At 45.8% G+C, this 25,550-nt stretch carries 31 protein-coding genes; 16 read left to right on the top strand and 15 right to left on the bottom strand.

The window, feature by feature from the left end:
- Nucleotides 1-273: 273 nt before the first annotated feature.
- From Vsou_RS12355 to Vsou_RS12345, 3 genes are all read left to right on the top strand, one after another.
- Nucleotides 274-1,350 (top strand): AAA family ATPase, encoded by a 1,077-nt coding sequence (locus Vsou_RS12355; RefSeq protein WP_188603132.1) that lies wholly within the window; start codon nt 274-276, stop codon nt 1,348-1,350.
- Nucleotides 1,351-1,439: 89 nt separating this feature from the next.
- Nucleotides 1,440-1,886: an archease gene (locus Vsou_RS12350; RefSeq protein ID WP_188603131.1), complete on the top strand. Its 447-nt coding sequence runs from the start codon at nt 1,440-1,442 to the stop codon at nt 1,884-1,886.
- 37 nt (nt 1,887-1,923) lie between these two features.
- A complete protein-coding gene (locus tag Vsou_RS12345; protein WP_188603130.1) occupies nt 1,924-2,166 on the top strand; it encodes a hypothetical protein in 243 nt (80 codons plus the stop codon).
- A 17-nt stretch (nt 2,167-2,183) separates the two neighbouring features.
- On the opposite strand, the gene Vsou_RS12340 is transcribed toward Vsou_RS12345, so the two are convergent.
- Both Vsou_RS12340 and Vsou_RS12335 read right to left on the bottom strand, forming a co-directional pair.
- Entirely contained in the window at nt 2,184-2,639 is a 456-nt protein-coding gene (locus Vsou_RS12340) for a type II toxin-antitoxin system VapC family toxin (RefSeq protein WP_188603129.1), read from the bottom strand.
- The gene (locus Vsou_RS12335) at nt 2,608-2,868 is read right to left on the bottom strand and encodes a ribbon-helix-helix protein, CopG family (protein ID WP_188603128.1); all 261 of its coding nucleotides are present in this window, start codon (nt 2,866-2,868) and stop codon (nt 2,608-2,610) included. The genes Vsou_RS12340 and Vsou_RS12335 overlap by 32 nt, the downstream gene beginning before the upstream one ends.
- 119 nt (nt 2,869-2,987) lie before the next feature.
- Here Vsou_RS12335 and Vsou_RS12330 point away from each other — a divergent pair, with 119 nt between their 5' ends.
- Complete coding sequence (locus tag Vsou_RS12330) at nt 2,988-3,323, top strand: hypothetical protein (RefSeq protein ID WP_054843618.1); 336 nt, start codon at nt 2,988-2,990, stop codon at nt 3,321-3,323.
- Complete coding sequence (locus tag Vsou_RS12325; protein WP_188603127.1) at nt 3,320-3,721, top strand: hypothetical protein; 402 nt, start codon at nt 3,320-3,322, stop codon at nt 3,719-3,721. The genes Vsou_RS12330 and Vsou_RS12325 overlap by 4 nt, the downstream gene beginning before the upstream one ends.
- Here Vsou_RS12325 and Vsou_RS12320 read toward each other — a convergent pair.
- From Vsou_RS12320 to Vsou_RS12305, 4 genes are all read right to left on the bottom strand, one after another.
- Complete coding sequence (locus Vsou_RS12320) at nt 3,718-4,971, bottom strand: glycosyltransferase (protein ID WP_229709789.1); 1,254 nt, start codon at nt 4,969-4,971, stop codon at nt 3,718-3,720. The two genes, Vsou_RS12325 and Vsou_RS12320, sit on opposite strands and share 4 nt — an antisense overlap.
- On the bottom strand, nt 4,964-5,692 hold the full coding sequence (locus Vsou_RS12315; RefSeq protein WP_188603126.1) for a mechanosensitive ion channel family protein: 729 nt from the start codon (nt 5,690-5,692) through the stop codon (nt 4,964-4,966). The genes Vsou_RS12320 and Vsou_RS12315 overlap by 8 nt, the downstream gene beginning before the upstream one ends.
- 107 nt (nt 5,693-5,799) lie before the next feature.
- Nucleotides 5,800-7,227, bottom strand: coding sequence for an FAD binding domain-containing protein (locus Vsou_RS12310; RefSeq protein ID WP_188603125.1), 1,428 nt, complete (start codon nt 7,225-7,227; stop codon nt 5,800-5,802).
- Entirely contained in the window at nt 7,227-9,578 is a 2,352-nt protein-coding gene (locus tag Vsou_RS12305) for a xanthine dehydrogenase family protein molybdopterin-binding subunit (RefSeq protein ID WP_188603124.1), read from the bottom strand. Before Vsou_RS12305 ends, Vsou_RS12310 begins: the two co-directional genes overlap by 1 nt.
- Nucleotides 9,579-9,635: 57 nt before the next feature.
- On the opposite strand from Vsou_RS12305, the gene Vsou_RS12300 reads away from it, so the two are divergent.
- Entirely contained in the window at nt 9,636-10,196 is a 561-nt protein-coding gene (locus Vsou_RS12300; RefSeq protein ID WP_188603123.1) for a 16S rRNA aminocarboxypropyltransferase, read from the top strand.
- Here the strand turns inward: Vsou_RS12300 and Vsou_RS12295 are convergent.
- Complete coding sequence (locus tag Vsou_RS12295) at nt 10,167-10,844, bottom strand: endonuclease III domain-containing protein (RefSeq protein WP_229709788.1); 678 nt, start codon at nt 10,842-10,844, stop codon at nt 10,167-10,169. The genes Vsou_RS12300 and Vsou_RS12295 overlap by 30 nt on opposite strands.
- Nucleotides 10,845-11,054: 210 nt before the next feature.
- Between Vsou_RS12295 and spt4 the strand changes: the two genes are divergently transcribed.
- The 3 genes from spt4 to Vsou_RS12280 all read left to right on the top strand — a co-directional run bounded on the left by spt4 (nt 11,055) and on the right by Vsou_RS12280 (nt 12,472).
- Nucleotides 11,055-11,288 carry a transcription elongation factor subunit Spt4 gene (gene spt4 / locus Vsou_RS12290; RefSeq protein WP_188603121.1) on the top strand — a complete coding sequence of 78 codons (234 nt, stop codon included), beginning with the start codon at nt 11,055-11,057 and terminating at the stop codon, nt 11,286-11,288.
- 54 nt (nt 11,289-11,342) lie between these two features.
- A complete protein-coding gene (locus Vsou_RS12285) occupies nt 11,343-11,732 on the top strand; it encodes a 30S ribosomal protein S24e (RefSeq protein WP_054843622.1) in 390 nt (129 codons plus the stop codon).
- 71 nt (nt 11,733-11,803) lie between these two features.
- On the top strand, nt 11,804-12,472 hold the full coding sequence (locus tag Vsou_RS12280; protein WP_188603241.1) for a hypothetical protein: 669 nt from the start codon (nt 11,804-11,806) through the stop codon (nt 12,470-12,472).
- A gap of 1 nt (nt 12,473) precedes the next feature.
- On the opposite strand, the gene Vsou_RS12275 is transcribed toward Vsou_RS12280, so the two are convergent.
- Together Vsou_RS12275 and Vsou_RS12270 are read right to left on the bottom strand one after the other, a co-directional pair.
- Nucleotides 12,474-13,892 carry a B12-binding domain-containing radical SAM protein gene (locus tag Vsou_RS12275; RefSeq protein WP_188603120.1) on the bottom strand — a complete coding sequence of 473 codons (1,419 nt, stop codon included), beginning with the start codon at nt 13,890-13,892 and terminating at the stop codon, nt 12,474-12,476.
- Nucleotides 13,893-13,896: 4 nt separating this feature from the next.
- Entirely contained in the window at nt 13,897-15,408 is a 1,512-nt protein-coding gene (locus Vsou_RS12270; protein WP_188603119.1) for a radical SAM/SPASM domain-containing protein, read from the bottom strand.
- 397 nt (nt 15,409-15,805) lie between these two features.
- Here Vsou_RS12270 and Vsou_RS12265 point away from each other — a divergent pair, with 397 nt between their 5' ends.
- The 5 genes from Vsou_RS12265 to Vsou_RS12245 all read left to right on the top strand — a co-directional run bounded on the left by Vsou_RS12265 (nt 15,806) and on the right by Vsou_RS12245 (nt 20,040).
- Complete coding sequence (locus Vsou_RS12265) at nt 15,806-17,083, top strand: FAD-dependent oxidoreductase (protein ID WP_188603118.1); 1,278 nt, start codon at nt 15,806-15,808, stop codon at nt 17,081-17,083.
- Entirely contained in the window at nt 17,080-17,373 is a 294-nt protein-coding gene (locus Vsou_RS12260) for a ferredoxin family protein (RefSeq protein ID WP_188603117.1), read from the top strand. The genes Vsou_RS12265 and Vsou_RS12260 overlap by 4 nt, the downstream gene beginning before the upstream one ends.
- Before the next feature lie 81 nt (nt 17,374-17,454).
- The gene (locus tag Vsou_RS12255; protein WP_188603116.1) at nt 17,455-18,276 is read left to right on the top strand and encodes an electron transfer flavoprotein subunit beta/FixA family protein; all 822 of its coding nucleotides are present in this window, start codon (nt 17,455-17,457) and stop codon (nt 18,274-18,276) included.
- Nucleotides 18,273-19,334 carry an electron transfer flavoprotein subunit alpha/FixB family protein gene (locus Vsou_RS12250; protein ID WP_188603115.1) on the top strand — a complete coding sequence of 354 codons (1,062 nt, stop codon included), beginning with the start codon at nt 18,273-18,275 and terminating at the stop codon, nt 19,332-19,334. Before Vsou_RS12255 ends, Vsou_RS12250 begins: the two co-directional genes overlap by 4 nt.
- Nucleotides 19,335-19,533: 199 nt before the next feature.
- A complete protein-coding gene (locus tag Vsou_RS12245; RefSeq protein ID WP_188603114.1) occupies nt 19,534-20,040 on the top strand; it encodes a DUF996 domain-containing protein in 507 nt (168 codons plus the stop codon).
- Nucleotides 20,041-20,048: 8 nt separating this feature from the next.
- On the opposite strand, the gene Vsou_RS12240 is transcribed toward Vsou_RS12245, so the two are convergent.
- Nucleotides 20,049-20,327 carry a hypothetical protein gene (locus tag Vsou_RS12240; protein WP_054843624.1) on the bottom strand — a complete coding sequence of 93 codons (279 nt, stop codon included), beginning with the start codon at nt 20,325-20,327 and terminating at the stop codon, nt 20,049-20,051.
- A gap of 164 nt (nt 20,328-20,491) precedes the next feature.
- A complete protein-coding gene (locus tag Vsou_RS12235) occupies nt 20,492-21,424 on the bottom strand; it encodes a D-2-hydroxyacid dehydrogenase (protein WP_188603113.1) in 933 nt (310 codons plus the stop codon).
- Between the two features lie 116 nt (nt 21,425-21,540).
- Between Vsou_RS12235 and Vsou_RS12230 the strand changes: the two genes are divergently transcribed.
- The gene (locus tag Vsou_RS12230) at nt 21,541-22,299 is read left to right on the top strand and encodes a recombinase family protein (RefSeq protein WP_188603112.1); all 759 of its coding nucleotides are present in this window, start codon (nt 21,541-21,543) and stop codon (nt 22,297-22,299) included.
- Between the two features lie 14 nt (nt 22,300-22,313).
- Here the strand turns inward: Vsou_RS12230 and Vsou_RS12225 are convergent, their stop codons facing one another.
- Nucleotides 22,314-22,559, bottom strand: a complete 246-nt coding sequence (locus Vsou_RS12225; protein WP_054843651.1) for a hypothetical protein — start codon at nt 22,557-22,559, stop codon at nt 22,314-22,316.
- 99 nt (nt 22,560-22,658) lie between these two features.
- On the opposite strand from Vsou_RS12225, the gene Vsou_RS12220 reads away from it, so the two are divergent.
- Nucleotides 22,659-23,453, top strand: coding sequence for a nicotinamide mononucleotide deamidase-related protein (locus Vsou_RS12220; protein WP_188603111.1), 795 nt, complete (start codon nt 22,659-22,661; stop codon nt 23,451-23,453).
- A gap of 19 nt (nt 23,454-23,472) precedes the next feature.
- Here the strand turns inward: Vsou_RS12220 and Vsou_RS12215 are convergent, their stop codons facing one another.
- From Vsou_RS12215 to Vsou_RS12205, 3 genes are all read right to left on the bottom strand, one after another.
- Nucleotides 23,473-24,330, bottom strand: coding sequence for a hypothetical protein (locus Vsou_RS12215; protein ID WP_188603110.1), 858 nt, complete (start codon nt 24,328-24,330; stop codon nt 23,473-23,475).
- 189 nt (nt 24,331-24,519) lie between these two features.
- Nucleotides 24,520-24,666: a hypothetical protein gene (locus Vsou_RS12210; RefSeq protein ID WP_188603109.1), complete on the bottom strand. Its 147-nt coding sequence runs from the start codon at nt 24,664-24,666 to the stop codon at nt 24,520-24,522.
- 49 nt (nt 24,667-24,715) lie between these two features.
- On the bottom strand, nt 24,716-25,549 hold the full coding sequence (locus Vsou_RS12205) for a radical SAM protein (RefSeq protein ID WP_188603108.1): 834 nt from the start codon (nt 25,547-25,549) through the stop codon (nt 24,716-24,718).
- Nucleotide 25,550: the final 1 nt, after the last annotated feature.

Genomic DNA, 25,550 nt, shown 5'->3' with positions numbered 1-25,550 from the left:
GATATCCCTAGTGAAGAGCTTAATCTATGTATCAATTGCGTAAACCCAACGATGCACATTAATGAATCTCTGGCTCACTTAAAAAGTAATCCCACGGGTACAACACGTAAGGTTGCGGGCACCCTATTCATTCTTGATTTCGTGTTTTGTCTTCTCTGTTTGTGTAAGCCTAATTACTGTTCATAGGTTAGAGACGCGATTCAGGGGATTAATTAATGATTTACATGAGATACCTTTATAACTGCTGGGTCTTCTGTTACTGCAGAGTCTACTATGCTTTTTGATTTGCACCCAAAGGAGACTAGGGGTGAGCTCTTTGGTAGGGATGAGGAGGTTGAGTATGTTAAGAGACAGGTTAGGGCTGGTAATTGGGTCATCATCGGCGGTCAGCGTGGTATCGGTAAAACCAGCCTAATGAAAGTTGTGTTAAATGAATTATCCAGGGAGGGATTTAGGGCTATCTATGTTAATGCTAGGGGTGTTACAACGCTTAGGGATTTATTAATGATGCTAATTAATGAGATTAATAGGTCACGTTTAAAACTTAGGCTCAATGTATCTCTAAACTTCATAGTTGGTTCAGCAGGAATAACCCTGAGCAGGGGTTCCAGGGTATTTAATAGCCTGCTTGAGCTCTTACTATCTATTGATGAGGATACGGTTATTGGGCTTGACGAAGTTCAGGAGTTGAGTAGGGTTAGTGGTCAATTCCTGAGAATACTCGGCAATGTATTCATGAGTAATCCTAGGGTTTCATTCATATTCACAGGCTCTTACATAGGTCTCGTAAAGACACTGCTCAAGCCAAACCCTGAGTCCCCATTATATGGCAGACCACCTGTCGAGGTTAAACTAAGGCCGTTTAATGACGAATTATCCAGAGAATTCCTTAGGAGAGGGTTCAAGGAGTCGGGCGTTCAATTTAACTCTTTTGACATCGTCGTTGATAGGCTTGATGGTGTTGTTGGTTGGCTAACATTATTTGGTAATTATCACGGCATTAGGAGCCTAGGCGTTGATGAGGCGTTGAGGGAGACAATTAATGAGGGGGTTAAGATAATGATTAATGAAATAGAGCACTTCCTCGAGGACAAGGTTAACAAGGCGCTTTACCTAGCCATACTTTCAGTGTTAAAAGTCGTGAATAGGTGGAAGGACATAAAGTTCGCCGTGATGGCAAGGCTTGGTAGGGAATTCGGAGATAGAGAACTTCTGAATGCATTGAACGCCTTAATTAATTATAACTTCGTTGTGAAGGTTAGGGAGGGTGAGTATAGGCTTGCCGATCCAATACTTAGGGAGGTCGATTACGATAAGCTAATTAAGAGGTATTTACGAATGGATGATTAAAATGACGTACATTAATGACTTGTTGATCCTAAATACGTCATGATTAATAGCACGTAAGGTTGTTAAAGGGGTTTGGCAGTGGCATCTTGATGCAGTGTCAATTACCCACCAGGTATGAGTATGGGGAGCATACGGCGGATATTACCGTGATAGCCTACGGCTGTACACTCGAGGATGCATTCAAAAACGCCGCACTGGGTGTCGCGGGCCTTACCTACTACATTGATAGGGTCGAGCCGAGGGAGTTCGTGGAGGTTAACGTGGATGGTGAGGACCTTGAGCAGTTATTGTTTAATTGGATTGATGAATTCATTTACCTATTCGATGGTAGGAAATTCGCCTATGGCGATTACTTTAGGGAAGTCAGTATTGAGGGTAATGGACCATATAGGGTTAAGGCCACTGTTGGCGGTGAACACTTCGACATCGATAAGCATGGCTATAGGGGCCTAATAGTCAAGGCAATGACCTACAACATGATGGAGATTAGGAAGGTCGATAGTTACTGGAGGCTCACGTTTGTGGTTGATATCTAGGTTACGCATTAAAAAGGAGCTACGCATTGATTACTGTATGTCTTCAAGCGCCACGAAGCGTAGGGTTGGCCTCGTATTGATCGGCATCGGAATAGCCCTACTGCTGGTGGCCTCCGTACTTGCATACATAGAGTTGTTCACGGGTATCTCAATACCACAGCCGCCATCCCTGGAGAGCGTGCTTTACGTACTGGCGGTGGTCACGTATAAGGTTGCCTTCATAGCCGTAATCGCCTGGGCAGGGGCAATACTCATAACGAGGGGCCTACAGGCACTGTAGTACTAGTAATTACCTACCTAACCGATGTATTTAGCATTCAACTCCTCATTAATTAACACTTGATACAATTTCTTATCAGCCGTAACAACTTCACTGGCACCTACAAACCTTGCTGTTGCCACCTGTATGGCATCAGCTTGATAAATATGGTAATTCTCGATTATTGTCCATGCGCTCCTTAGTATCGATAACTTAATTGGCATAACCATAAGGATACCTAATTTAACTAGCCTTAGGGTTTCTCTTATGAATCGTAGCTTAGCGGTTTTATATTCATCATCAGTTATGAACTTCCTCATTCTTGCCCTATCAAGGACCCCTAATACCTCTCCTATGTTCCATATATTGAATGCCAATTTTACGCTACCCGTATAGGAGCTTAAGTAAAGTGTTTTTACATAATCACTGCCTGGTTCAGAAATGTACCTCTTCACTATGGCGCTACTGTCTAGATAAACTATTCTCTCTTTCATCCCTCATCTCCCTCACGAGACCACTCACCGGTTCCCTGGGCTTAATCGGTTCGAAATCAAGTTCAGGATTGGTCTCCTCGGGTATTAGCGTATCAAGCTCAATCATCAATTCCTCTTTAATCAATTCCTCCAGTAATTCGCTAACGTCTAAACCCTGCTCCGCAGCATGTCTCTTAAACTCCCTCCATAATTCCTCATCGATGTAGATACTAGTCTTTATTTTACCCATATCTTCCTTATTGACTCAAAGGAGTAAATAAGTTTTTCTGTAAATACTTAATTAATCCATACGTATTCCTAAATTACCAAGGCGTTAAGACTTATTACTCAATCAAATTACCGATTTTTGTGAGAGTTGCAATTGCGTTGGCAATACTCTCGCTAGTGATTACCTTGATCGTACTCGGCATCTCAACATTAACGATGGGTAATTTAAGCAGGTACGTTAGTGCCAGTATTTATCAGTCAGGTATCGGGTATTACCTAAACTTCACGATGCATAATCCGTTGCCACTACCATTAGTAATAACAATAACACAGAGAGGCCTCTCAAGGAGCGTTTATGTTGAGCCTTACGGTTTTGGACGCATCATAATGCCCATAACATCACTTAATCTACCAATAAACATAACCGTGTCGATGCCTGGGATCGCCAATGTCACCAGTACGGTGACCCCATCATGAGGGTCAGGGATAGGTTAATAAGTGGTGCCGTCAATGCGGCCACCGACGTACTACTCCTAATCCTAATACTAATACTATACTCACTACTCAGCTCATACATGGCGCACCTACCCATCCAATTCACGGCAATAATCACTGGGTACATTACGTTGATCGTAATCTTCATACTGCTGGCATTCCTACGCGGTTTACTGGCGGGTCACGTGCTTGTTTACCCGGTTATCCTTGGTGAGGCGACGTTAATAACGGCAATATTCCTCTCAATACCGGGTACGATCGCGGCCTATGGGGTTACCGTAAACATAACGCCGCTGATCTACTTCCTATGGTCCATAGAGATGGCTTGGATTGTCTACTCAATAATCGAGCAATTCAACAGCACCCTGCTTGATCCCTAGCGCAGGTACTCCTCGATCTTAACGGCGAGTTCCTTAATGAGCTTACTCATTAATAATTGCGAGGCCCTCTCCCTGGCATTCCTACCCATCCTATCCCTCTCCTCTGGATTATCGAGGAGCCTCTCCACGGCCTTGGCGGCGCCCTCAACATCGTCTGGGCCATTAACGTGTATCCCATCAACACCATTCCTAACGACCCATTTTTGGCCATAGACCGCGGAGGTTATTACGGGAACACCGCCATACATGAACTCCAGTTGCGTCAGCCCGAGGGCCTCCATCTTGCTCATTATTATGTTCACGTAAGCCTCCTTAATCAACTTCTTCTTATCCTCAATACTCAACTCCCCAGTCAAGGTCACATTACTTAAGTCCCTAGCCTCATTAACAACCTCGTCCCACTGATCACCGGGTTTGCCAGCAATTACGAAGTGCACGTCACGCCTATGCCTAAGCATCCTGGCAACCCTGACGACTGCCAATGGGTTCTTCCTCTCCTCAACAGTGCCCAGGTAAGCCACTATCTTAACATCATCGGGAATCCTATACTTAACCCTGAAGTCACTCGAATCAACGACGCTCAGGTCAGCCACCTCATCATCGTCAATGCCCCCTGGAAATACGTAGATTTGCTCAGGCCTCGCACCCATCCTAATCATCTCCTCACCCTCAAGCGGTGTAACGCAGAGCACTAGGTTAGCGGCCTTGAATACCTCGGGAAAGGCCACGTGATTCCAGGCCAACCTATACGACCTCTCAACTATGTCGTACCTAGTTGGGTCAGGCGGTTGATAATGACTCATGTGCCCAAAGAAGACCCCACTGCCCTCAAGGCCAAGTGTCGTCAGCATTCTCCTCCACATCACGTATTTTGAAGTTTCCTCAGGTCCGTTCCAAAGCGTTGAATGCGTTATTAACGAATTGATACCGAAATTATCACTTATCCTCCTGAGAACATCAATGAAGTTCTTGAACATGATCCTCCTGGGTGGCCACTTAGCCATGTAACTATCAACCCTAATTGTGGGTAGTCCAATGACATTATCCTTCTCCTGAAATATGTAACCCTCGAGGGATGTCTCCACGGCCCTTCTCTTAACCACTTCATTACCGTCATGGTAAACACTGGTTATCAAGTAGGCCTCATAACCAAGCCTAAGGAACCACTTAACCATCCTCTGGGCCACTAATTCCTGCCCCTTGGAGTAACTGGTTTGATACATTATAACGCCAACAATGGGCTTAACCACCACCCCCACCTCCCTCATTCCTCCTCCCGCCCTGCCTCCACTCCTGCTCCAGGAACCTCCTCAATGGTTCCCTCAGGGGTACAGCGAGTACAAGGCCGATGGCAATGCCTAGTCCAATGGCCACTGCCCATGCTAGTCCTTGGGCGAATATGTAAAGTATCGTCACATTGACCTTCATGACGCTCAGGGCTATCGTTATGACCATGTAGTAAAGTATGAATCTAAAGGCATCACCTACGAAGTTGAGTAGGGTCTGTGCGTACTGATCATTCGCTGGGTAACTACGCTTAAAATAGTCACTTATCCAATCAACCATTATTAAACCAATTATTAATATAATAACACCAGAGACTAGGTATGGTAGATATGTTAATACACTCCTCGATGTGTCGTACAGGAAGGCCAGGTTTGGGCTTGCGTAGGATAGCTCTAGTAGTGCGTAGAAAATCGCCGCTATGTAAATGATCCACTTAACGAATAGGCCAAGGAAGTCACCAGCCGTATAACCACTCCTAAGTAATGCACGACCAACGGAGGTTTTCCTGAAGAAGGCATCAAGACCTGTGGTGTATGATATTTTCTTAATCAGTATTTCAATGAGTCTACCGATTATGTAGCCCACGATTATTATGACCGCGGCAGCCAATACGGTGTAAAATATGTTCTGTGGTATGAAGCCGAAGATCTCAGGTTGCGTTATTGTTGAGTTAGTAATGTCCATTACTATATGCATTAATTGTGGTCTTTAATAATTTTTAGGAAGTAAAATTAAATAATTCCTGATTGAATCCGTTACTTTTGAATAGAAAGAAACAAAAAGAGAATACCTTACACGGAACTACCGCCCATATACTTGGCGGCCCTCTTTATCGCCTTAATAATGTTGGCATAACCGGTACAGCGGCATATATTCTTTATGCTCAGTTTCATGACATCCTCATCAGCCACTGGATCAATGTTCGTGAGGTAGTCATGAGTGACCATCATGAATCCATGAGTACAGAAGCCGCATTGCATTGCGTACTCCTCAAGGAACGCCCTCTGTATTGGGTGCAACTCCATACCCTTACTCAAACCCCTTATCGTGGTTACCGAGTGCCCTGAAACCCTGACCACCGGGACCATGCATGACTTAATGGCCCTACCATCAACAAGCACAGTGCATGCACCGCACTTACCTTCATCACAACCCCTCCTAACCTCCCTAAAGCCATGTCTCCTCAGGAAGTCGAGGAGTAGTAGCCTTGGCTCCACCAGGTCCTCAATCCACTGCCCATTAACATTAACCCTAACTCTAACTAGGTCACTCACGTACTCAACGCCATCCCTATACTCCCACCTAATCAAGTCCTCCTTGGTGGGTGTCTTCAGGTACTGCATTGAGCCATTAGCTATACTCATCAACGCCTTAGTCAATAGGTTCCTGGCTACCCTAACCTTATAATCACTGGGTGCGTGGGTGTCCTCAAGGGGCTTTGCATCTATTGATGAGAATATGGTATTAACAATATCACTTACCCTAGCCCTAACCTCCTTAACCTCAAGCCCATTCAGGTGACCACTCACCAGCACTGGCTCTGGGTAGACCGCGCCTATTGCTATCCTTGAGTCAGTTACAACGCCATCCCTCTCCCGATAAGTAACTGCAACTATCACGCTTGGAAATGACGCACCACCTCTCCTAAAGAATTCATAAACACCTCTTAAACCGCTAAGCGGTATTCTGATCTCGGTAATTATTTCATTCTGCTTCAAATCAGTCATATAAGGCCCCTTATACAGGTCTGAAACCTTAATCGCCCTCTCCATACCAATGCCCTTAATGATAACCTCAGCGTCCAGGGCTATTAGGGCTGGGTAGTAATTAGCCGCTGGGTCTGCATGGGCTATGCTACCGCCTATTGTGCCCAGGTTCCTAACCTGAATATCCGCTATGTGCCAGGCAGATTCACTAAGTATCTTCGCATATTCATTCACTAATTTATTCATTGCAATGTCGCCATGTGTCGTCAAAGCACCAATCCTTAGGTAATTACCATCAACCCTAACATACCTAAGTTCATTAATACCTAGTATATCAACTAGGTACTTAACCTCAGTCATCCTGAGCTTAAGCATTGGCATGAGACTCATACCGCCAGCAAGCACCTTGGCATCACCACCATACTCACTAAGTAGCTTCAACGCCTCATCAATTGTTGAAGCCCTAACGTACTTAAATCCCCTGGGAAAACCGAGTGAGTAGGCCATACCCATCACCCTTCAATAGCCCTCATAATCTTATACGGCCTCAATGGCAGGTCAGTCACTGCCTTACCAATTATTGATGCTAGGGCGTTGACGATTGCCGCCGGTACACCCATCATTACACCCTCACCAACACCATGAGCACCAGAGACAAGGTGCTTAGTCGGTGTTTCGAAGTGTATGAACTCCATGTCAATACCCACGGCCTCAGCGAGCGTTGGTGATTCATAAATATCAAGGCTAGTTGTTACTGGATTACCCTGGTCATCATACATCAACTCCTCATACAACGTGAGAGCAAGCCCATGCATTAAACCACCCATTAACTGTCCATCAACGAACTCCCTCTTCAATACCCTACCTGCATCGTGGGCTATAACGTACTTCCTAACCTTAATGTCGTACGTATTTGGGTCAAGCTCTATAACCGCTAATTGCGCCTGTATTGCATACGTGGCTGAGGAGTTGATCCTATCACCCTCGGCAGCCTTAACGGTTGGTGGTTGGTAAAACACGGTGGCGCTTAACGATGCGTCTAGGCCCTCAGGTAGCGAGCCTGGGTCCCAATTAATTGATGATGCCATCCTCCTAATATCAATCCTCCTACTTGGGTTATTTATGTCGTAGAATTGACCATTCTCATAACCAACCTTATCTGTGCCAAGTATCGCCATTGCGAGCCTAGTTAATTTATCCTTCAACTGCCTAGCGGCGAGTATTGCTGCACTAACTACTATTGGGGCGAACCTGGATGAGTATGAACCATCTGATAATGCCCACGTCCTCGTGGTATCAACCCTATTCTCAACAGCCACAATCGATGGATCAACACCAAATTCCGAGGCAATGACCTCAGCGAGCGTTGTCTCATGACCAAGCCCCTCATTTGTGCCATTAACGAAAACCCTAATGTAACCGCTCATGTCTATGCTAATGGTTACGTAGGAACCGGAGCCGGAGTGTGGGTACTTACGCTTACTAGGCTCAATTGCAAGGTCTGTATAGCCTAGGTTTGTGCCTGCGGGCTCGACAATGACCGCAACACCAACACCAATGTTCGGGTTTTTCCTCCTCTCCTCAAGCCAACGCCTATACTCAGGCTCAATAGCCCTAACAACCCTCTCATAATCCTGCCTTGGGTAAAGCCCGCCTGTAACAGTCTCGTAGAAGTACTCATCACCGACCTTCTTCGGGAACTCCCTAACGAGGTTCTTAATCCTGAGCTCGAGCGGGTCTATGCCTAATTCACGGGCTAGTTCATTAACGGCAATTTCAAACATGTAATAAAATGGTGGTCCACCATAGGCCCTATTTAGGCCCGTTGGTAACTTATTGGTGATTACCACGTAGTCCTCAACCTCAATAGCCCTAACATCGTATGCACCATTCATATTTCCATGAACCCTAAATAGGGCGCCTGGATCTGGGGGCCTTGGGTATGCGCCAACGTCTTCATAGAACCTAAACCTAAATCCCTGGATCATTCCATCCCTCGTTGCCGCAACCTCCACAACGCCCTTCCTAGCGCCACCTGAGTTACTGCCTACCAGGTGCTCCGTCCTGCTCTCAACCCACTTAACCGGTTTACCGCTTAGTATTGACGCCGCAGCCGCCAGGGTTATGTATGGGTAGAGCGAATACTTGGAACCAAAGCTACCACCTACATCTCTAGGACTAAAGAGTCTCAGGTTGCTTGTTGGTATGCCCAATGCCCTGGCCACGAAATACGCTATTAACATTGGTCCCTGTACATTGGCCCACACGTTTAACTCGCCACCAATATAGTGGGCAAGCACGCCATAGGTCTCCAACGGCATTGCACTATGCTTCGGGTAATAAAACTCCCTCTTCACTAAAATGGGGGACTCTGAGAACACCTTATCAACTGGGCCAAACTTCATGTGTCTATACATGGCTATATTGGACTTGACTTCCTCATGGACAAGAACGTCGCCCTTCAATGCATCGTCAAAGGACACAACTGGTTTCAGGGGTTCGAAATCAACCTGAACGTAATCAAGTAGGTCAATGGCTTTGTAAGGATCGTTTGCTAGGACCACGGCTATGGGTTCACCGACAAACCTAGCCTTATCCCGGGCAAAGGGGTAGTACTTAATCGGTGCCTCCACGGCCAGCGGGAATTGGTTGGGTATTACCTTTGCCAGGTCATTGGGCCCGTAGGCAATGCCACCATGCTCAAGGACCCCGCCGAGGTCCACCCTGAGGATCCGTGCATGGGCATATGGACTTCTGTATATAGCCATGTAAAGCGTGCCAGGCAGGGTGGGTATGTCATCAATGTACTCGCCGGAGGCTGTCACGGCGCGGAGGCCCTCCCTATAATGAGGCAATTTACTCATTGCTTATTATTATGGGAGTTAGTTATTAAAGTATTAAGTTAGTAATACCTCATAGTTATGCAATTACCAAGAATATTTATACATAGGTTGCCGCAGGATGATCCAAGCAAGAACACCGCAGTAAAAATGGCTAGGTTTGGATTTGTACAGCTAGTCGATAGCGTTAGGCACCTGCCGAGGGGCTCTATACTCCTTGATCCAACTGCCAAGTCGCCATTAACACTAAGCGACAGGGACACGGTAATACGCAGGGGTCTATCCATAATAGACTGCTCCTGGAGGAGAGCCGTGGAGCTACACGATAAGTTGCCCAGGGTTTACTTCGTAAGGAGGAGATTACCGTTACTCATAGCTGTTAACCCACCCCATTATGGTAAGCCATACATACTGAGCACAATAGAGGCCGTGGCCGCCGCATTATACATACTGGGCTTCAGGAAGGAAGCTGAGGCCGTTCTGCGGCTTTATAAATGGGGGCCAAACTTCCTCAGCGTGAACGCCAGGTACCTGGAGAGGTATGCCGTCAGTGACCTAACGCCTGAGAGGGAGTTGTTGGGCATTGACGATGTTGAGGAAGGAATAACGCGTTTAATTGTGGCGTTGTTGAATGGAAGGTAATTCCCTATTCTTTGCGTAGAGACATACCTCCCTTAATGGGCATTCATTGCATAGCGGGTTGTCCAATAGACAGTACTTCTTGCCTATTGTAACTATTGATGCATGCACGAGTTTATACACATAAAGGTCCCTCGGTAGTAACTCCTCGAGAAACCCCTTCCACGTCTCATACCCATCACCCAACTCAGTACCCAGGATCCTATTAATCACACGCTTCATGTATTGGGATATGGGTATCGACAGCATGTTAAGGGCAAAGAGCATTATTGAGTCCGCGGTTTCCTTACCAATGCCCTCCTGCCCAAGCAGGAATTCCCTAACATCAGGCCTACGCCTTAGCGCCTCTAACCCACCAATCATTGTTATGTTCCTGGCAAGCCTCACCAGCCTCATGGCCTTCGTGAACCTATAATTAACGCCCTTAATAACCTCAGCCAAGTAGCCAGGGTCTGTATTGGCCACACTCTCCAGCCTGTTAAGGCCCATTTGCCTAAGCCTGTTAAGGGCAGCATGAACTGCATCCCATCGGGTTTGCTGAACAAGTATTGCGGTTATAACAACCTCATCGGGAGACTCAGCACCGCCCCACCACTTGGTTGACTCGGCATCTCCAGGAAACCAACCAACACTCTCCAATTCACTTCTCATTCCTTTGAATACCTCAAGGAGTTTATTAATCACGCCATTCATGGTACATTTACCGTTGTTAGATGGGTTAAAGAGTGTTTACCCATGCGTAACCTCATATCTCTAACCTGGGTTCAACGCCTATTTATAGCTATGGCAATGACGAAAATATAATAATTTAATGATGAATAAAAGTTAAAGTTTATTAAAGTAAACCGCACAACGCATGTAATGAGCACAAGGGGCAGAAGACCGGTAAGGCGCAGTCCATTGCCTGGTTATAAGGCTTGTAGGAATTGTAAGGCTATCGTGCCAGAGGAAAGTGATAAGTGCCCTGTTTGCGGTGGTACGGAGTTCACTAAGGACTGGATGGGCTTGATAATAATACTGAAGCCTGAGGAGTCCTGCATAGCCAAGAAACTCGGCATTACTAAGGAGGGCATGTACGCAATCGAGGTCCTGTGAATCCCACTTAAAGGGTTTAATGCTTATTAAGGGGTTGCTCCGCCTCACACTGGGATGTCAGTACCACAATTACCAGAGGGTGTGGAGGCTGGTAAGATCAGTTTTAAGTTACTCAATATTAGGGAGAATAAGGCAATTGGTCGTAAGGAGGTTATTGCTGAGGCTTGGCACGTCGGCTTACCAACACCAAGCAGGTTACAGTTAAGGGAGGAGGTTGCTAAGGCAATTGGTGTTGATGCCAAGCAGGTATATGTGTTAAGGGTGATCACTGAGTATGGTAGGCACAGGAGCACTGTGGAGGCGCATGTCTATGACGACCCAAACACTGGCGAGAGACTGGAGCCGCTTTACGTGAAGCTTAGGAATATGCCTAAGGAGGAGGCTAAGAAATTCCGTGAGGAGATGAAGAAGAGGAAGTCTGAAAAGAAAGCCGTTAAGAAGTAATTGACCTGTAGTTCTACGGGTGTATATCAATAGGTTTTTAAGTAACTACCGGGATGCAAGTGATTGGCTTTATGGATTTTAGAGATGTACCAATTAATGAATGCCCAATAAAGTACCTGGATACCCTGCACCTAATACTGTTTATTCTATATAAAAGAGCTGAACGATGCAGTAACCTTAACCTAAACTGCATGGATTTGCCTATACTTGCAACAACGCCATTACTGACCAGAAACTGCGATAGGAATGAAGTTCACAAGTTCTTCAGGAGAATGAGAAGGATTGTGGAGAAACTTGGTGGTGAAATAGAAATCTTTAGGCTTGGAAAGTTAAGTGCCTCGTTATCCATAGAATTCGGGACAGGTAGTATTAAGGTTCATGATACTTATATAGTAAACGATAACGATTGCGAAAAGGTACAGTGCGTTACTGTGAATAACGTCACAACATTATACATGAGATTAATCATTAGAATGAGCGAGAAAAACCTGGTGGTCCTAAACGTGCCTGACATTATTGTTTGGCTAGCCAAGGTTCACGGCCTTAATACCATGTATAGTGCATTAAACTTTGTGCATAATTATGTCGAGAATGGAACATTCACGGATGACCTTGATAGGGTGCTGGAGATCATTAAGGCGTGGGGTGTGAACATGAATAGAGATTCCTTTGTTAACGCCACATTGCCAGGTAGGAGAAGTCTAACGGCCTTGAGGGAAATACTTAGCACCAGCACTTAATTTACTCACTACGCCCAAGCAGTCTCTCGGTGAACCACGGCACTAATGAATTCTTAATGGCCGTTATCACAGTCCCCAACCTACCATGCACCAACTCATGAATCAAAAAGCCAAGCCTACTGTAGTACTTCACGTAAGCCCACTGAAGCATCTTCTGGGCCTGCTCCTTGGTGAATTTATAACCCCTCATAACGGCCCTCAACGTGGTGTAATGCTCCCAATTGAAATCCTCAATTAGGTTATCATTAACTGCCTGCTGGTAAAGTGGTGTGCCTGGGTATGGAGTTGCCACAGTGAATTGGGCATAGGATGGGTTGAGTTTCATGGCGAACTTAACTGTATTCTTCATGTCATCAATGGATTCCCATGGGAAACCTATCACGAAGGAACCCACGTGATCAATGCTGGTCTCCTTAGCCCATTGAAAGACCTTAATTGTACGCTCCAGTGTTATCCTCTTTCCAATCCTATTGATCGTTTCCTGGCTACCGGACTCAACCCCGAAGTACAGGGCCGTGCATCCATGGCTCTTCAAGGCATTCATCATTTCCCTGTCTATCGTGTCAACCCTGGAACCGCAGGAAAAGTTTATGTCGAGCTTCCTCTCCTCTATTTCCCTTAGGAACTCATAAACGAATCTCTTGCCTAGGGTGAACTCATCATCCGTAAAGACAATGATGTTAGTCTTATACTTCTGCATGGAGTCCTCGATTTCATCAACCACGGCCTTGGCGGACCTATACCTAACCATCCTGCCCCAGAAGTACGACGTGGAACAGAAGGAGCAGCCGTATGGGCACCCCCTACTGGCCATCACGTGAACTATCCTAATCGGTTTACCGAATATGGTATACTTATCCATGGGCAACAGGTGACGGGCAGGTGGTGGTAGTTCATCGAGGTTCCTAATCGGCGGTCTATCTGACGTCCTTACTATCTGAGAACCATCCCTAAAGACCAATCCACTTACTGTCCTTAAACGCTTGGCATCAAGGCCGTACTTATCGAGTATACTCACAAACTCAAGTGTTGAGTATTCACCCTCACCTCTGACAACCACGTCAATGCCATTGTTTAGCGCTTCTTCGTACATAAATGTTGCATGCGGGCCACCCATAATTATCGGTATATCACTATCGTACTCCCTAATTGCCTTAACGGCCTCATACGCCTTGTAAACCGTCGGTGTTATCGCTGTTAACCCAACAACATCAGGTTGCCAGGACTTAACCTCATTAACAAAAGTCCTCAAGTCAATGCCCTCAGTGGGTGAATCAATAATCCTAACCTTATGCCCAGCCCTCTCAAGTACTGCCGCTATCCATGCAAGACCAAGTGGTGGTGCCTTCAGTCCAAGGACTTTATAGAGCTCCAGTTTATCAATACCTGGCGGGACCGCTAGGAGCACCTTCACGCTCACCACCTCACTTGAAGTTTAATGGTGACACCCTCACCTTTATCCTAAGCACGTCCTCCTGCAATTTCCTCCACTCGGCCGAGTTGTATATGCATCCTGGGTCTGGGGCAAGTACGTCATCGAAGTAGTTATATGCCCTAGCCCTACAACCACCGCAAATCAACTTATACGGGCACCTACCACAGAACCCCTCAAGCCTGTCCCTATCCCTGAAGTTCTCCATGAATGGGTCTATCCAAATGTCCCAGAAGGACTTGGACCTGAGGTTACCCACTGGATATGGCAGGAAGACACAGGGTGTTAGGGTGCCCTCAGGCTCAATAGCTGCATAGACACGGCCGGCGCCGCAACCACCGATGAACTCCGTTAACTCCCTAGTCACTGGGTCGTTGGCCACCACGAAGTGCGTTGGTGAGACGTCCTCACCATTGCTTAATTGATTAACAACCCTGCCGTACTGAGGGGCTGTGCTTATGATCTCCATCTTCCTTCTCTTCATCTCCCTATAAATGTGCCTAAGGAACTCCTCCCTCTCCTCAGGCGATAAGTCAATCTCCAGGTTCTCACGGCCCCTACCAACCGGTATGAAGTTGAAGAACACGACCCTCTTAACACCAATCTCCTGGGCCAGGTCGAGTATCTTATCAACCTCATGGATATTGTACTTGGTCACTGTGAACGCCAAGGCCGCACTGAAGCCCAGCTTAACGGCATTCTCAAGACCCTTCACGGCCTTAGCCCATGCGCCTGGTACTCCCCTGAACTTATCATGAACATTGGGGTCAGCTGCGTCAATACTAATCTCAACATACCTAAGTCCAAGCTTCCTAGCCCTCTCGGCAACCTCAATACTTGCAAATGTAGTTCCATTGGTCGCAATGGCTGGGTAGAAGCCCCTCCTGCCTATCTCAGCTAGCACTGGCCAGAAGTCCCTGTGAACCGTTGGTTCACCGCCTGACAATGCGATTGCCGGTACACCGGCCTCATCTAGCTCCTTAACAACCCTAAGCTTCTCCTCAAGCGTCAACTCATTGGGCAGCGGCTTACCAGCATTCTGGTAACAATGCATGCACTTTAGGTTGCAGGCGTTCGTGAAGTTCCAGACTATGAAGAATGGGGCAGGTAGTTTCTGTGGCGTCGTTACGCCAAATAGGGCTATGCCCCTCAGCGTTGTGACTATGCCCCTCCTAATTGCTGGGTCATTGAGCAACTCCCTAACTGGTTCCTCATCAGCGTGGAGCCAAGCCGTGGCTAGTTTCATACCCATCTCAAAGAATGGGGCAACGAAATGAGCCACTGTTGGGCATTGGGACTCACCGGCGTACTTAGCTAAAACCCACTCCATTAGTGGCTTCTTTTCACCCTTGAACTCAACCTCCTTGGTCAATACCCTCAGTGCCCACCTAACGGCACCCCTATTCAACAACCTAATGGCCGTTATTAGTGTACCTGTGCCGTTTCCTGATTTTTCAATTTTCTTTTCAACAAGTTTATCAATATTTTCACCAAGAGATGACATACAGCGATTTCTCTTTTGCGCTAAAATTAAGCCTGTTTATTCGAAAAACCACATGGAACAACCACGTAGCTGTACAAACAAACAGATTTCTCTCTTAGTCTAAAATCAGTAAGGATAGAGCCACATCATTTAGATCATTGGGTTCGTTTTCATCACCCTAAAAAGGAGATTAACCAAACCATAAACCACACTTATATATCACGAACAGAATTTAAACCAATCTGCCCCAAGCCTAAGACTGATTAAAAACATGACCTGACTAATGGCGCCCTTTCCGGAGGAATGGGCTTGCAACACCGTGATGCCCTTTTCTGAATAATATGATGCTTAAGTACTTTGTATAACAAATCTATGTAGTCTTAATACTTAATAAGGTATATGTCTAGGCTTTGACCTCGTGGGAGTTCGATTTGATGTAATAGTCGTTGGCGGTGGACCCGCTGGGCTAACGGCAGCACAGCAACTAGCCAGCAAGGGGTTCAAGGTACTGGTCATCGAGAGAGGGAAGAAGCCAGGTAGCAAAAACGTCTATGGAGGTAGGATATACGCCCACGTACTCGATAAGCTATACCCAGAGTACGTTAAGGAGGCGCCCGTCGAACGTTGGGTCAGGAGAGAGAGAATAACTATGATGACTGAGGATACTTGGACAACCGTGGACTTCGAGACTATGAACATTGAACACAAATCATTCACTGCCTACCTAACTAACTTCGTCGAGTGGCTTGATAAGAAGGCCGAGTCAGCCGGCGCGATTATCGTTTCTGAGATACCCGTCGACTCACTAATAATCAAAGACGGTAAGGTGGTTGGCATCAGGGCCGGTAATGACGAGGTTTATGCAGACGTAACGATAGTGGCTGAGGGCATAAACAGGTTGGTTCTCGAAAGGAGCGGTTTAGCGCCCAAGTTAAGTCCAGAGGTCGTGGCCCTGGGTGCCAAGGAAGTCATCAAACTGAGCAGGGAGACAATTAATGAAAGGTTTAACCTAGATGAGGATGAGGGCATGGCGTGGGTCGCAGCTGGATTCCCAACGCACTACCTACCAGGAGGCGCCTTCATTTACACAAATAAGGATGCAATAACCCTGGGAGTAGTCCTCTACCTGAGTTATGGTTATCAACTCGATACGCCAGTGCATGACTTAGTTGAGGAGTTTAGGCTTCATCCAATGGTGAAGAGAGTAACCAAGGGCGGTCAACTTCTTGAGTACTCGGCCCATCTAACGCCGGTTGCCGGTATCAATGCGGCACCGCCCAAACTGTACGGTAATGGATACCTGGTTGCAGGTGATGCGGCTGGTTTCCTGCTTCACCTTGGCATAATTATTAGGGGCGTGGACTTCGCCATGGAGAGCGGTAGGTTGGCCGCTGAGGCCATTGTGAAGGCACACGACTTGGGAAAATATGATGAAGAGGCCCTGTCTGTTTATGGAAAACTGCTTGAGGACTCCTTTGTACTTAAGGAACTCAAGACCTTTAGGAATGCACACAAGGTTTTAATAGAGCCGAGCCTATACAGTGACTACGTGAGAATGATAAACAACTTGTTGAAGAGGTATTTCGAGGTTGATGGTACGCCAAAGAAGATAGGCTCAACATTCCTGGGGAGCAAAGGTAAGTTATCACTAATTGACCTTGCAAAGGATGCCGTGAGACTGGTGATGAACCTATGAGCCTGGAGAGAAAGATAATAATTGAGGAGAGATTGAATAGTAATGCATGGGATGTTGACCAGAGACCGCACATTAGGATTATAGACCCAGACCAATGCAGGAAGTGCGATAAGAAGCCCTGCCTATACCTATGCCCAGCAAGGTGTTACACGCCGGGCCCAGACGGCACAGTCCTATTCTCACACGAGGGCTGCCTAGAGTGCGGCACATGCCGCTTGGTCTGCCCAGAGAATAACATTGAGTGGAACTACCCCAAGAGCGGCTTTGGCGTTCAATACAGGTTTGGCTGATTACAATTAAATTAACTATATAATTCTATATATGTCAAAGTTCCAGAAATACATATTAAGTCAAACGTTTACCTCTTCTCGATGAGCGGATTAACGATAATAGTACCTGTGAAGGCGGCCGTACCCAACATAACAGCCGTTAAGCTGGACCCAGTAACACACAACCTAGTACGTGAGGGTGTACCACTGATGATTAATCCGTACGATAGGAACGCCCTTGAATTCGCGCTCAGGCTTAAGGATAAGTATGGTGGTAAGGTCATTACAATATCAATGGCGCCACTCAGCGGTAAGGACTTCCTAGAGTCGACAATAGGAATGGGCGCCGACGAGGCATACCTACTCTCTGACAGGGCGTTTGCTGGTGCCGATACGCTGGCCACCTCCTACGCAGTGGCTAGGAGTATACAGAGATTGTTCTCTAGCTTTGACTTAATAGTATTTGGTGAGGAGACCACGGATTCCTCAACAGCTCACATGCCAGCTCAAGTGGCTTCCTGGCTGAACCTGCCCTATATTTACTATGCCGTTGACGCTGAGGTTAAGCCTGAGGATAGGCTAATTACTGTAAATAGGTATCTAGAGGATGAGGGTGTTTACGAAACTTATGAGTATAAATTGCCAATAGTAGTAAGCGTGTATAGAAATAGTAATCCCCCCAGGGACATAGGCCTAATTAGGAAGGTGGAGGCCAAGTTAAATAACCTGGTAAAGATCGTGGATAACAACACATTGAAACTGGAAAGGGAATGCATTGGCCTTAGGGGTTCACCAACGATAGTAGCCAAGATTGAGGATGCAAAACCGGTCGAAAGAAAGAAGCAGATATTCAAGGGTGATCCAAGGGAGGCTGCCAAGTGGTTATTGGATAACCTAACTAAGGAGGGGGTGATCAAACCATGAGCACAGCACAGACACAGCAGAAGATTTGCAGTGAGTGGAATCCAGTAAATAAGAATGAGCATAAGGGTATTTGGGTCTACGTTGAGCTCATTAATGGGGTTATTAAGGACGGCAGTTTGCAATTAATTGGTAAGGCCAGGGAATTAGCTGGCAAGATAAGTACTGACGTGACCGCAATAATGCTTGGTCACAACATCGGTGACGTAGTCAAGGAACCCATTTATTACGGTGCCGATAAGGTCATTTACATAGATCACCCAGCCCTGGAAAAGTACGTACCGCACATTTACTCCAATGTCATAGTACAACTAGCCACCAAGTATAAACCGGAAATAATACTATTCGCAGCAACAAAGAGGGGCAGGGAACTAGCACCATACGTAGCCAACTCACTTAAGACCGGTATAACCGCTGACTGTACCGAGTTAGACGTAGATCCAAAGACGAGGGACCTAGACCAAGTAAGACCAACGTATGGTGGTAGCATATTAGCCCATATAAGGACCCCAAGTAGGAGACCCCAACTCGCCAGTGTCAGGCCTAACGTATTTCCAACACCACCAAGGGACCCCAACAGGAATGGCGAAATAATAGTTGAGACAATAGACACACCACCAGGCATTAATGGACATGGGCTCATTAACGTAAGGCCTGTGGTCAAGGGCGAGGAACTACCACCAGTTGAGAAGTCGGACGTGGTAGTGGTGGCTGGGCGCGGAGTAGGGAGTACAGATGGCGTCAAGCTTCTCACAGAACTCGCCAAATTACTTGGCGGTACAATAGGCGGTACTAAGAAGGCTGTGGATGCCGGTTGGCTAGATCTTGATAGACAAGTGGGTCAGACAGGAAAGACAATAAGGCCCGCGCTGTACATAGGTGTCGGTGTTAGTGGTGCGATTCAACACGTGTTTGGCATGAAGGAATCCAAGGTAATTGTGGCTATAAACAGTGATCCGAATGCGCCAATATTTGAATATGCAGATTATGGAGTGGTAGGTGATTACAGGGAAATCGTAAAGGAGTTAATAGAATTACTGAAAAACTCACGAAGCAAGTAGAACACTGCAATTCCATTAACTCATTCATTAATATTAATAATTCCCTTCTCATTGAGGGAGAATTGAATTGATACAACCGTATATGATAAATCTATTTATAATAATTATTCTTGTTAATACTTAGAGAGTTACTTTATCATAATGCTCAATTTTTGAAAAGATAAAATTAATAAAACACCAGGACATATACATGTTTAGTATGAGTTCCCAGGAAGATATTAGGTCAGCCGGTACTATTGGTTTCATCGGCGGCATATTGGCGCTAATACCCTATATCGACTTTGTAGGACTCATAATGGTTTTGATTGCACTTTATAAGTTATCTCACGACTATGGTAATGAAGGTATTTGGAGAAACGCCATTTACGCAGTGGTATTTTCAATAATTGGCGTGGCAATCGCAACATTCACATTGGTGGGTTCCCTATCCCTACTCTCATCAATATCCTACAGCACCATTGGGGCTGTTACTTCCATAATCGTATTTTTCATAGTCTTCTACATATTCATGGTAATAAGCGGGTACTTCTGGAGAAACGCCTACGCGGAATTGGGCAGGTCAAGCGGTATGAATGAGTTTAATAATGCATCAAGGTGGTACTGGCTTGGGGCGCTACTGACTATAATACTCGTAGGAGCAATATTAACGCTCATTGCAGACATATATGCAATAATAGGTTACCACAAGTTATCCCAGGTCAAGTGAAGATTAAATCAAGGTGATTTAATAATCTCATTATTAATACTTTCAATGATCTCCACAGATCTTTTGAGGAAGTCAAGTTGCTTTGGCTTAAATATGAAGTTATCATCACCAATAGCATACTCAACGTCACACTCATTATTACAAACCACAGAGACATAGATACTAAAGTCCTCGGCTAGGTTTAGTATTACGATCTTCTCACGGCCATACTCATCAACCTCCGCAGTAATACCTAACTCCCTAGCAGTATTGAGCAGTTTATTCACTATATCATCAATACTTGCCATATTGGGACCGTTAGGTTTCCCGTTTAATATAAACTTAATTGTTGAGAACAAAAACGAAAATAAAAAGGCAACAATTCTATACCTTGTATTATGCCTGCAGAGCGATACAGGTAGTCAGATCCCCTTATTGTATAATTTGAACATTAATAGAAATTAATTACCGTTCATGCATTGATCCTCTGCAGGTAATTCACTAGCTTATCAACCAGTATCTCTGCGATTTTCCTCTGTGCTTCCCTGGTCTCTGCGCCGATGTGCGGCGTTACAATGACCCTCGGGTGCATTACTAGTTCTATTTCCCATGGTTCCTTCGGCGGCTCATTCTCAAGTACGTCAAGCGCTGCCGCAGCCACCTTACCATCATTAATGGCCTTAAGTAATGCCTTTGTGTCTATTACCTCACCTCTCGATGCATTAACTATCACTACCCCATCCTTCATTAGCTGAAGCTCCCTCTCACCAATCAAATGCCTGGCGCTTGGTGTTAGGGATACGTGAATCGCAATGAAGTCACTCCTCTTCAGTAATTCCTCAAAGCCTACTGTATCAACGCCAAGCTTCGATGCCCTATCCCCAATGTCAACTACATCATATGCAATAACCCTCATGCCAATCGCGCCAGCCAACTCAGCAACCCTCTGCCCAATCCTGCCAAAGCCAATAATACCGAGCGTCTTACCAAACAATTCAATACCCATGTACTTGCCCTTGGGCCACTCACCACCCTTGATCAACCTATCCTGAAGCGATACAAGCCTTGCAGCTGCAATCATCAAACCAATGGTTAACTCGGCAACGGACTGCGTTGAACCCTCGGGTGCATTAATAACCTCAATACCCCTTGCCTTGGCATATTCAACATCAATATTGTCAAGCCCAACGCCAGCCCTGGCTATGACCCTCAACCTACTGGCTGCATCAATAACATCCCTAGTGACCTTGGTCCTACCCCTAACTATCAGGGCCTCATAACCAGGGACGACCTTAAGTAAATCCTCCCTGCTTATCCCAGGCCTATAATCAATGTCAATACCGCGGCTTTTTAAACCATTGATTATGTATTCGTCCACGGAGTCCGTTATTAATACCCGAACCATTCACAACCTAAATAGGCTATGTTTTTTAAGCATTATTATTTATATTATTTATAATTATGAAAACAATAATACCCCTACGCATCATTTAAAAACGCAACCATCCAATAATCAACGAAGTGATACCAGCAATAGCCTACGTTAGGGTTTCCACGGAAATGCAGGATCCAGCAAACCAAGTGGAGTATCTAAAGCGTTGGAGTGAATCCAGGGGATTCCAAATACTGAAGCTCTACATTGACGAGGCAATCAGCGGTGCCTCTCCGATCATGGACAGGCCGGCATTCAGGGAATTGGTTAAGGACGTGGAAAGCGGCACATTGAGCCCAAGGCCCATGGTCTTACTGGTTTATGAAACCTCAAGACTCGTTAGGAACTTCCAGGAACTCTTCAGGTTGTTGGATATCGTAGAAAACAGGCTTGGCTTACTCATAGTTAGTACTAGTGAAAAGGAGTCAGTGCTTCAGAACCTTGATGGCGCCTACAGGCAGTTCCTTAGGACCGTCCTGGCCTTTGTAGCATCCATGGAGAGGGAATTCATTAGACAGAGGACCAAGGCTGCAATGGAGAGACTTAGGACGGAGGGCAAGGTGGTTTCTAAGGTTGATCTAATGCCAAGGGACGTCATTGAGGAGGTCCTTAAGCTATACACGGAGGGGTTAAGCCAGAGGGCGATATCCACCAAGCTGGGTATCAGCCTATATGCCGTGAGGCGAATACTGGGTAAGCATGGCTATAGGGGTAGTTATACATGTCCGCGTTGTCTCCATAGGATGATCATCACTGACAAGGCCCTTGTCCAGGTTGATGGAAGGTACGCCATTAAGTACGTACTGCACTGCACAAACTGTGGTTATGAGGAATCCAAGGTGGAGTAATCCTCAGGGAGGCGTCATATCTCTCCCTTTATGTACTCCCTGAACTTACCAAGGGCATTGAGTACCCTGGCAACCATTAATTCGTCACCGAACTCCATGTAGTAAACCTTCCACTTATCAAACTCTAACCTGTCACTATGACCCAAGTAACCATGCCACCACTGTAGGGACTCCTCAATCATCTTCACAATCCTGGCCTTATCCTCCTCGCCTGGGTGAATATCATCTAAATCCAGGATTATGATTGCAAACCTTCTCATACCTAAAACCACCCACTAATTAAGTTGACTCATTTATTAATATACCCTCGTTAACCAATCACAAAAAGCAATTTAATAAGTGATAAAACTAGGAAAACAATGAGTTATACGGCCTGGATCATATCCATAGGCAATGAATTGTTGATTGGAAAGACCGTGAATACAAACGCCACCTGGCTTGCCAAGAAATTAACGCTCCTTGGCTATGATGTCAGAAGGATAATAGCAATCCCCGACAATGAGGAGGACGAGGTTGAGGTATTCAGGGATGCTATTAGGAGGAGCATTAGGGTTGTTATTTCCACAGGTGGTTTAGGACCAACATTTGATGATAGGACGAGTGAGTACCTCGCCAAGGCCCTCAACAGAAGGTACGTTGTTAATGATGATGCACTGAAGCTCGTCACAGAGACCTTCAGGACGAAGGGGCTGGAATTAACGGAACCAAGGCTTAAACAGGCGAAGATGCCTGAGGGCGCGAAACCAATTCCAAACCCCGTTGGCACTGCGCCGGGTATCTGGGTTGAGGAGAGCAATACGGTAATAATTGCGCTACCCGGCGTGCCCGCGGAGATGATGGGCATATTCGAAAACTACGTAGAGCCGAAACTACGCGAGATAGGACCTAGACTTCACTTTGTTGAAAGATCAATAACCGTGAAGGGTGTTCCCGAGGCTGACCTGGCTCCAATAATCGAGAGAGGCATGAAAATGAGCAACAGGGTCTACATTAAGAGCCATCCCAAGGGTCACGAGATTAGGTCACCACTTGTCGAGATCCATGTATACGTGAGTTCAGAGGACGAGAAAGCTGCTGAGAACGAGATTAACAGGGTAATTAATTTTCTGATGAACGCAATTAAGGAGAGGAATGGTGAGATTTTAAGTCAGTGATTTTTATGATTCAATAAAATCACATGTACTTGATTATTGAGTACTTAAGGCAATCCCCTGAACTAACCTTGTGCGGATGACCGAGCACCAGTATTCTCTCTGCATCATCGTATGAGAACACTAGGTCAGGCTGAGCACCACACAGTAACCCCAACCCCACTAGTTCAGGGGTTTGTCCAGGAACAATACTCGAGAAAACCCTCTGTATGTAGTCCCTCATTGTGCTTGACATGTTAAGGTCGAATAAGGTACTTAGCATAACCTCGTTACCCGTTAGCGTTATGTCGCCTGGTTCGAAGCCGTATGTATTCACGAAATCATCACGCATATTGTTAAACTTACCCCTAACATTGTTCAAAACATCCAGTGCTGCCTTGAATAGGTCACTTGGGTTTGCGGTTACCTCGCCATTAACGTTGTCTGAGAACCTAATACTAGCCTTCTTTGCACAAACCACTTGTCCCATGTCCTTATCCTCAACGTTCTCAACTCCGTTATAGATCGAAACCATGGAACCGCCAACCTTAATCCCAGTGGGTTCACTTGGTGATGACTGCATATAGCACTCAATACCACCCATTAGGTATGTTGGGTAGAAATTTTCATCAATACTAAAGAAACCCTTGAATGCGTTCACCAGGTAATTACCTGAGTCGTAATTCGGTTCCGTAACCGAGGACTGAATCAAGAAGATCCTCTTACTATTCTCCACAGTACCAAGACTAACCTGCTGAGTCTCAAAACCAGAGACACCCCTGTAAATATCCACATACCTAGAAAAGGTACTCCTGATCTCATCAGCCATATAACGCGCAGAACCTGACAAAGCATTCATTATCTCCCTAATTATTTGCTCCTCATTCCCTGACTGAGCCACTTAATCGCCAAATAAAAATCAACGACTTAATTAATAAAGGTTTCTAAGTGCACAACACTAAACGAAACCCCTAGGGCCAATTCTCGATAATCCTACCGTCTTATCATATGCGCATCAAAAACTCTTTATTTAGCAACATCCCACTGAAGTATTCATTCACAACACATAATAGTTAATTTATCAGCTTCCTCACTTTTTGATAATGCCTAACGTTGATGTCAATGGAACCTTAGGTATTGGGATGCCGATGAAGTATTCGCCAACATCAATTATGATCACTGAGCCATATTTGGCAAGTCCCCCTGGTAGTCTATTATCAATTTTAACCACGCTCACCTATACTGCTAATTATTACACTTTATCTAAATCTTCCTGCATTAACCTATTATTTCTCTCGTTTTCGATTTATTTCCCACTCATCCTCTGCCGTGATGCAATTAACGCCGTACTCCCTGCACAGTCTCATTATTGAGTTCAGGGTTTCACTCCACCAGTCCCTGGTCGCCGGGTATATGGGGTTTAACTTCCTGCTCATGAACTTAATTACGACTGGTCTTGGCCTGAACCTATCAATTATTACCTGTGAATTTGTTTCCTTGGCCAGGCGTATTACTGGTTCGTAATCCTCCACTTTATCGTTTACGCCGGGTATCACTGGGCCTAGGAATATCCAGGTCTTAATACCCAAACTGGCGATCCTTCTAAGTGCTGATGCCCTTGCCGTTGGGTGTGCGGCCATGGGCTCTACGGCTCTGTACGTATTCCTCATTGTGGTTATTGTGAGACCCACGTCTACCGACTTGCCGCACTTACTTATTATGTCCAGGTCCCTAATGATTAATGCTGACTTCGTTTGTACGCTAACGTGATAACCAGCATTACATAGTAACTCAATGGCTCTCCTGGTTAACTTATACCTGGACTCCACGGGTTGGTATGGGTCGGTTATTGTGGACACGCCGACAATGCCTGGCTTAAGTTTCCTTATGTCCTTCGTGAGGGCATATATTAAGTTGGCTTTTACGTAAACTATCTCGCCCCACCTTCTCCCTGGCTCGCTCCTGGTGAAATCCATGGCGTAGCAATAAATACAGCCATGCTGACAACCTAGGTATGGGTTTAGTGCGTAGTCGTACTCAGGCAGTCCTGACCTGGATAGTGCGGTCTTAACCCTTATTTCCTTGACAACCACGTTGCCTAACCCGACTGTACCTGCCATT

This window comes from Vulcanisaeta souniana JCM 11219, assembly GCF_026000775.1.
Lineage (GTDB): Archaea > Thermoproteota > Thermoprotei > Thermoproteales > Thermocladiaceae > Vulcanisaeta > Vulcanisaeta souniana.
The sequence above is the reverse complement of the archived record's forward strand: the minus strand, read 5'-3'. Positions and strand labels throughout refer to the sequence as shown.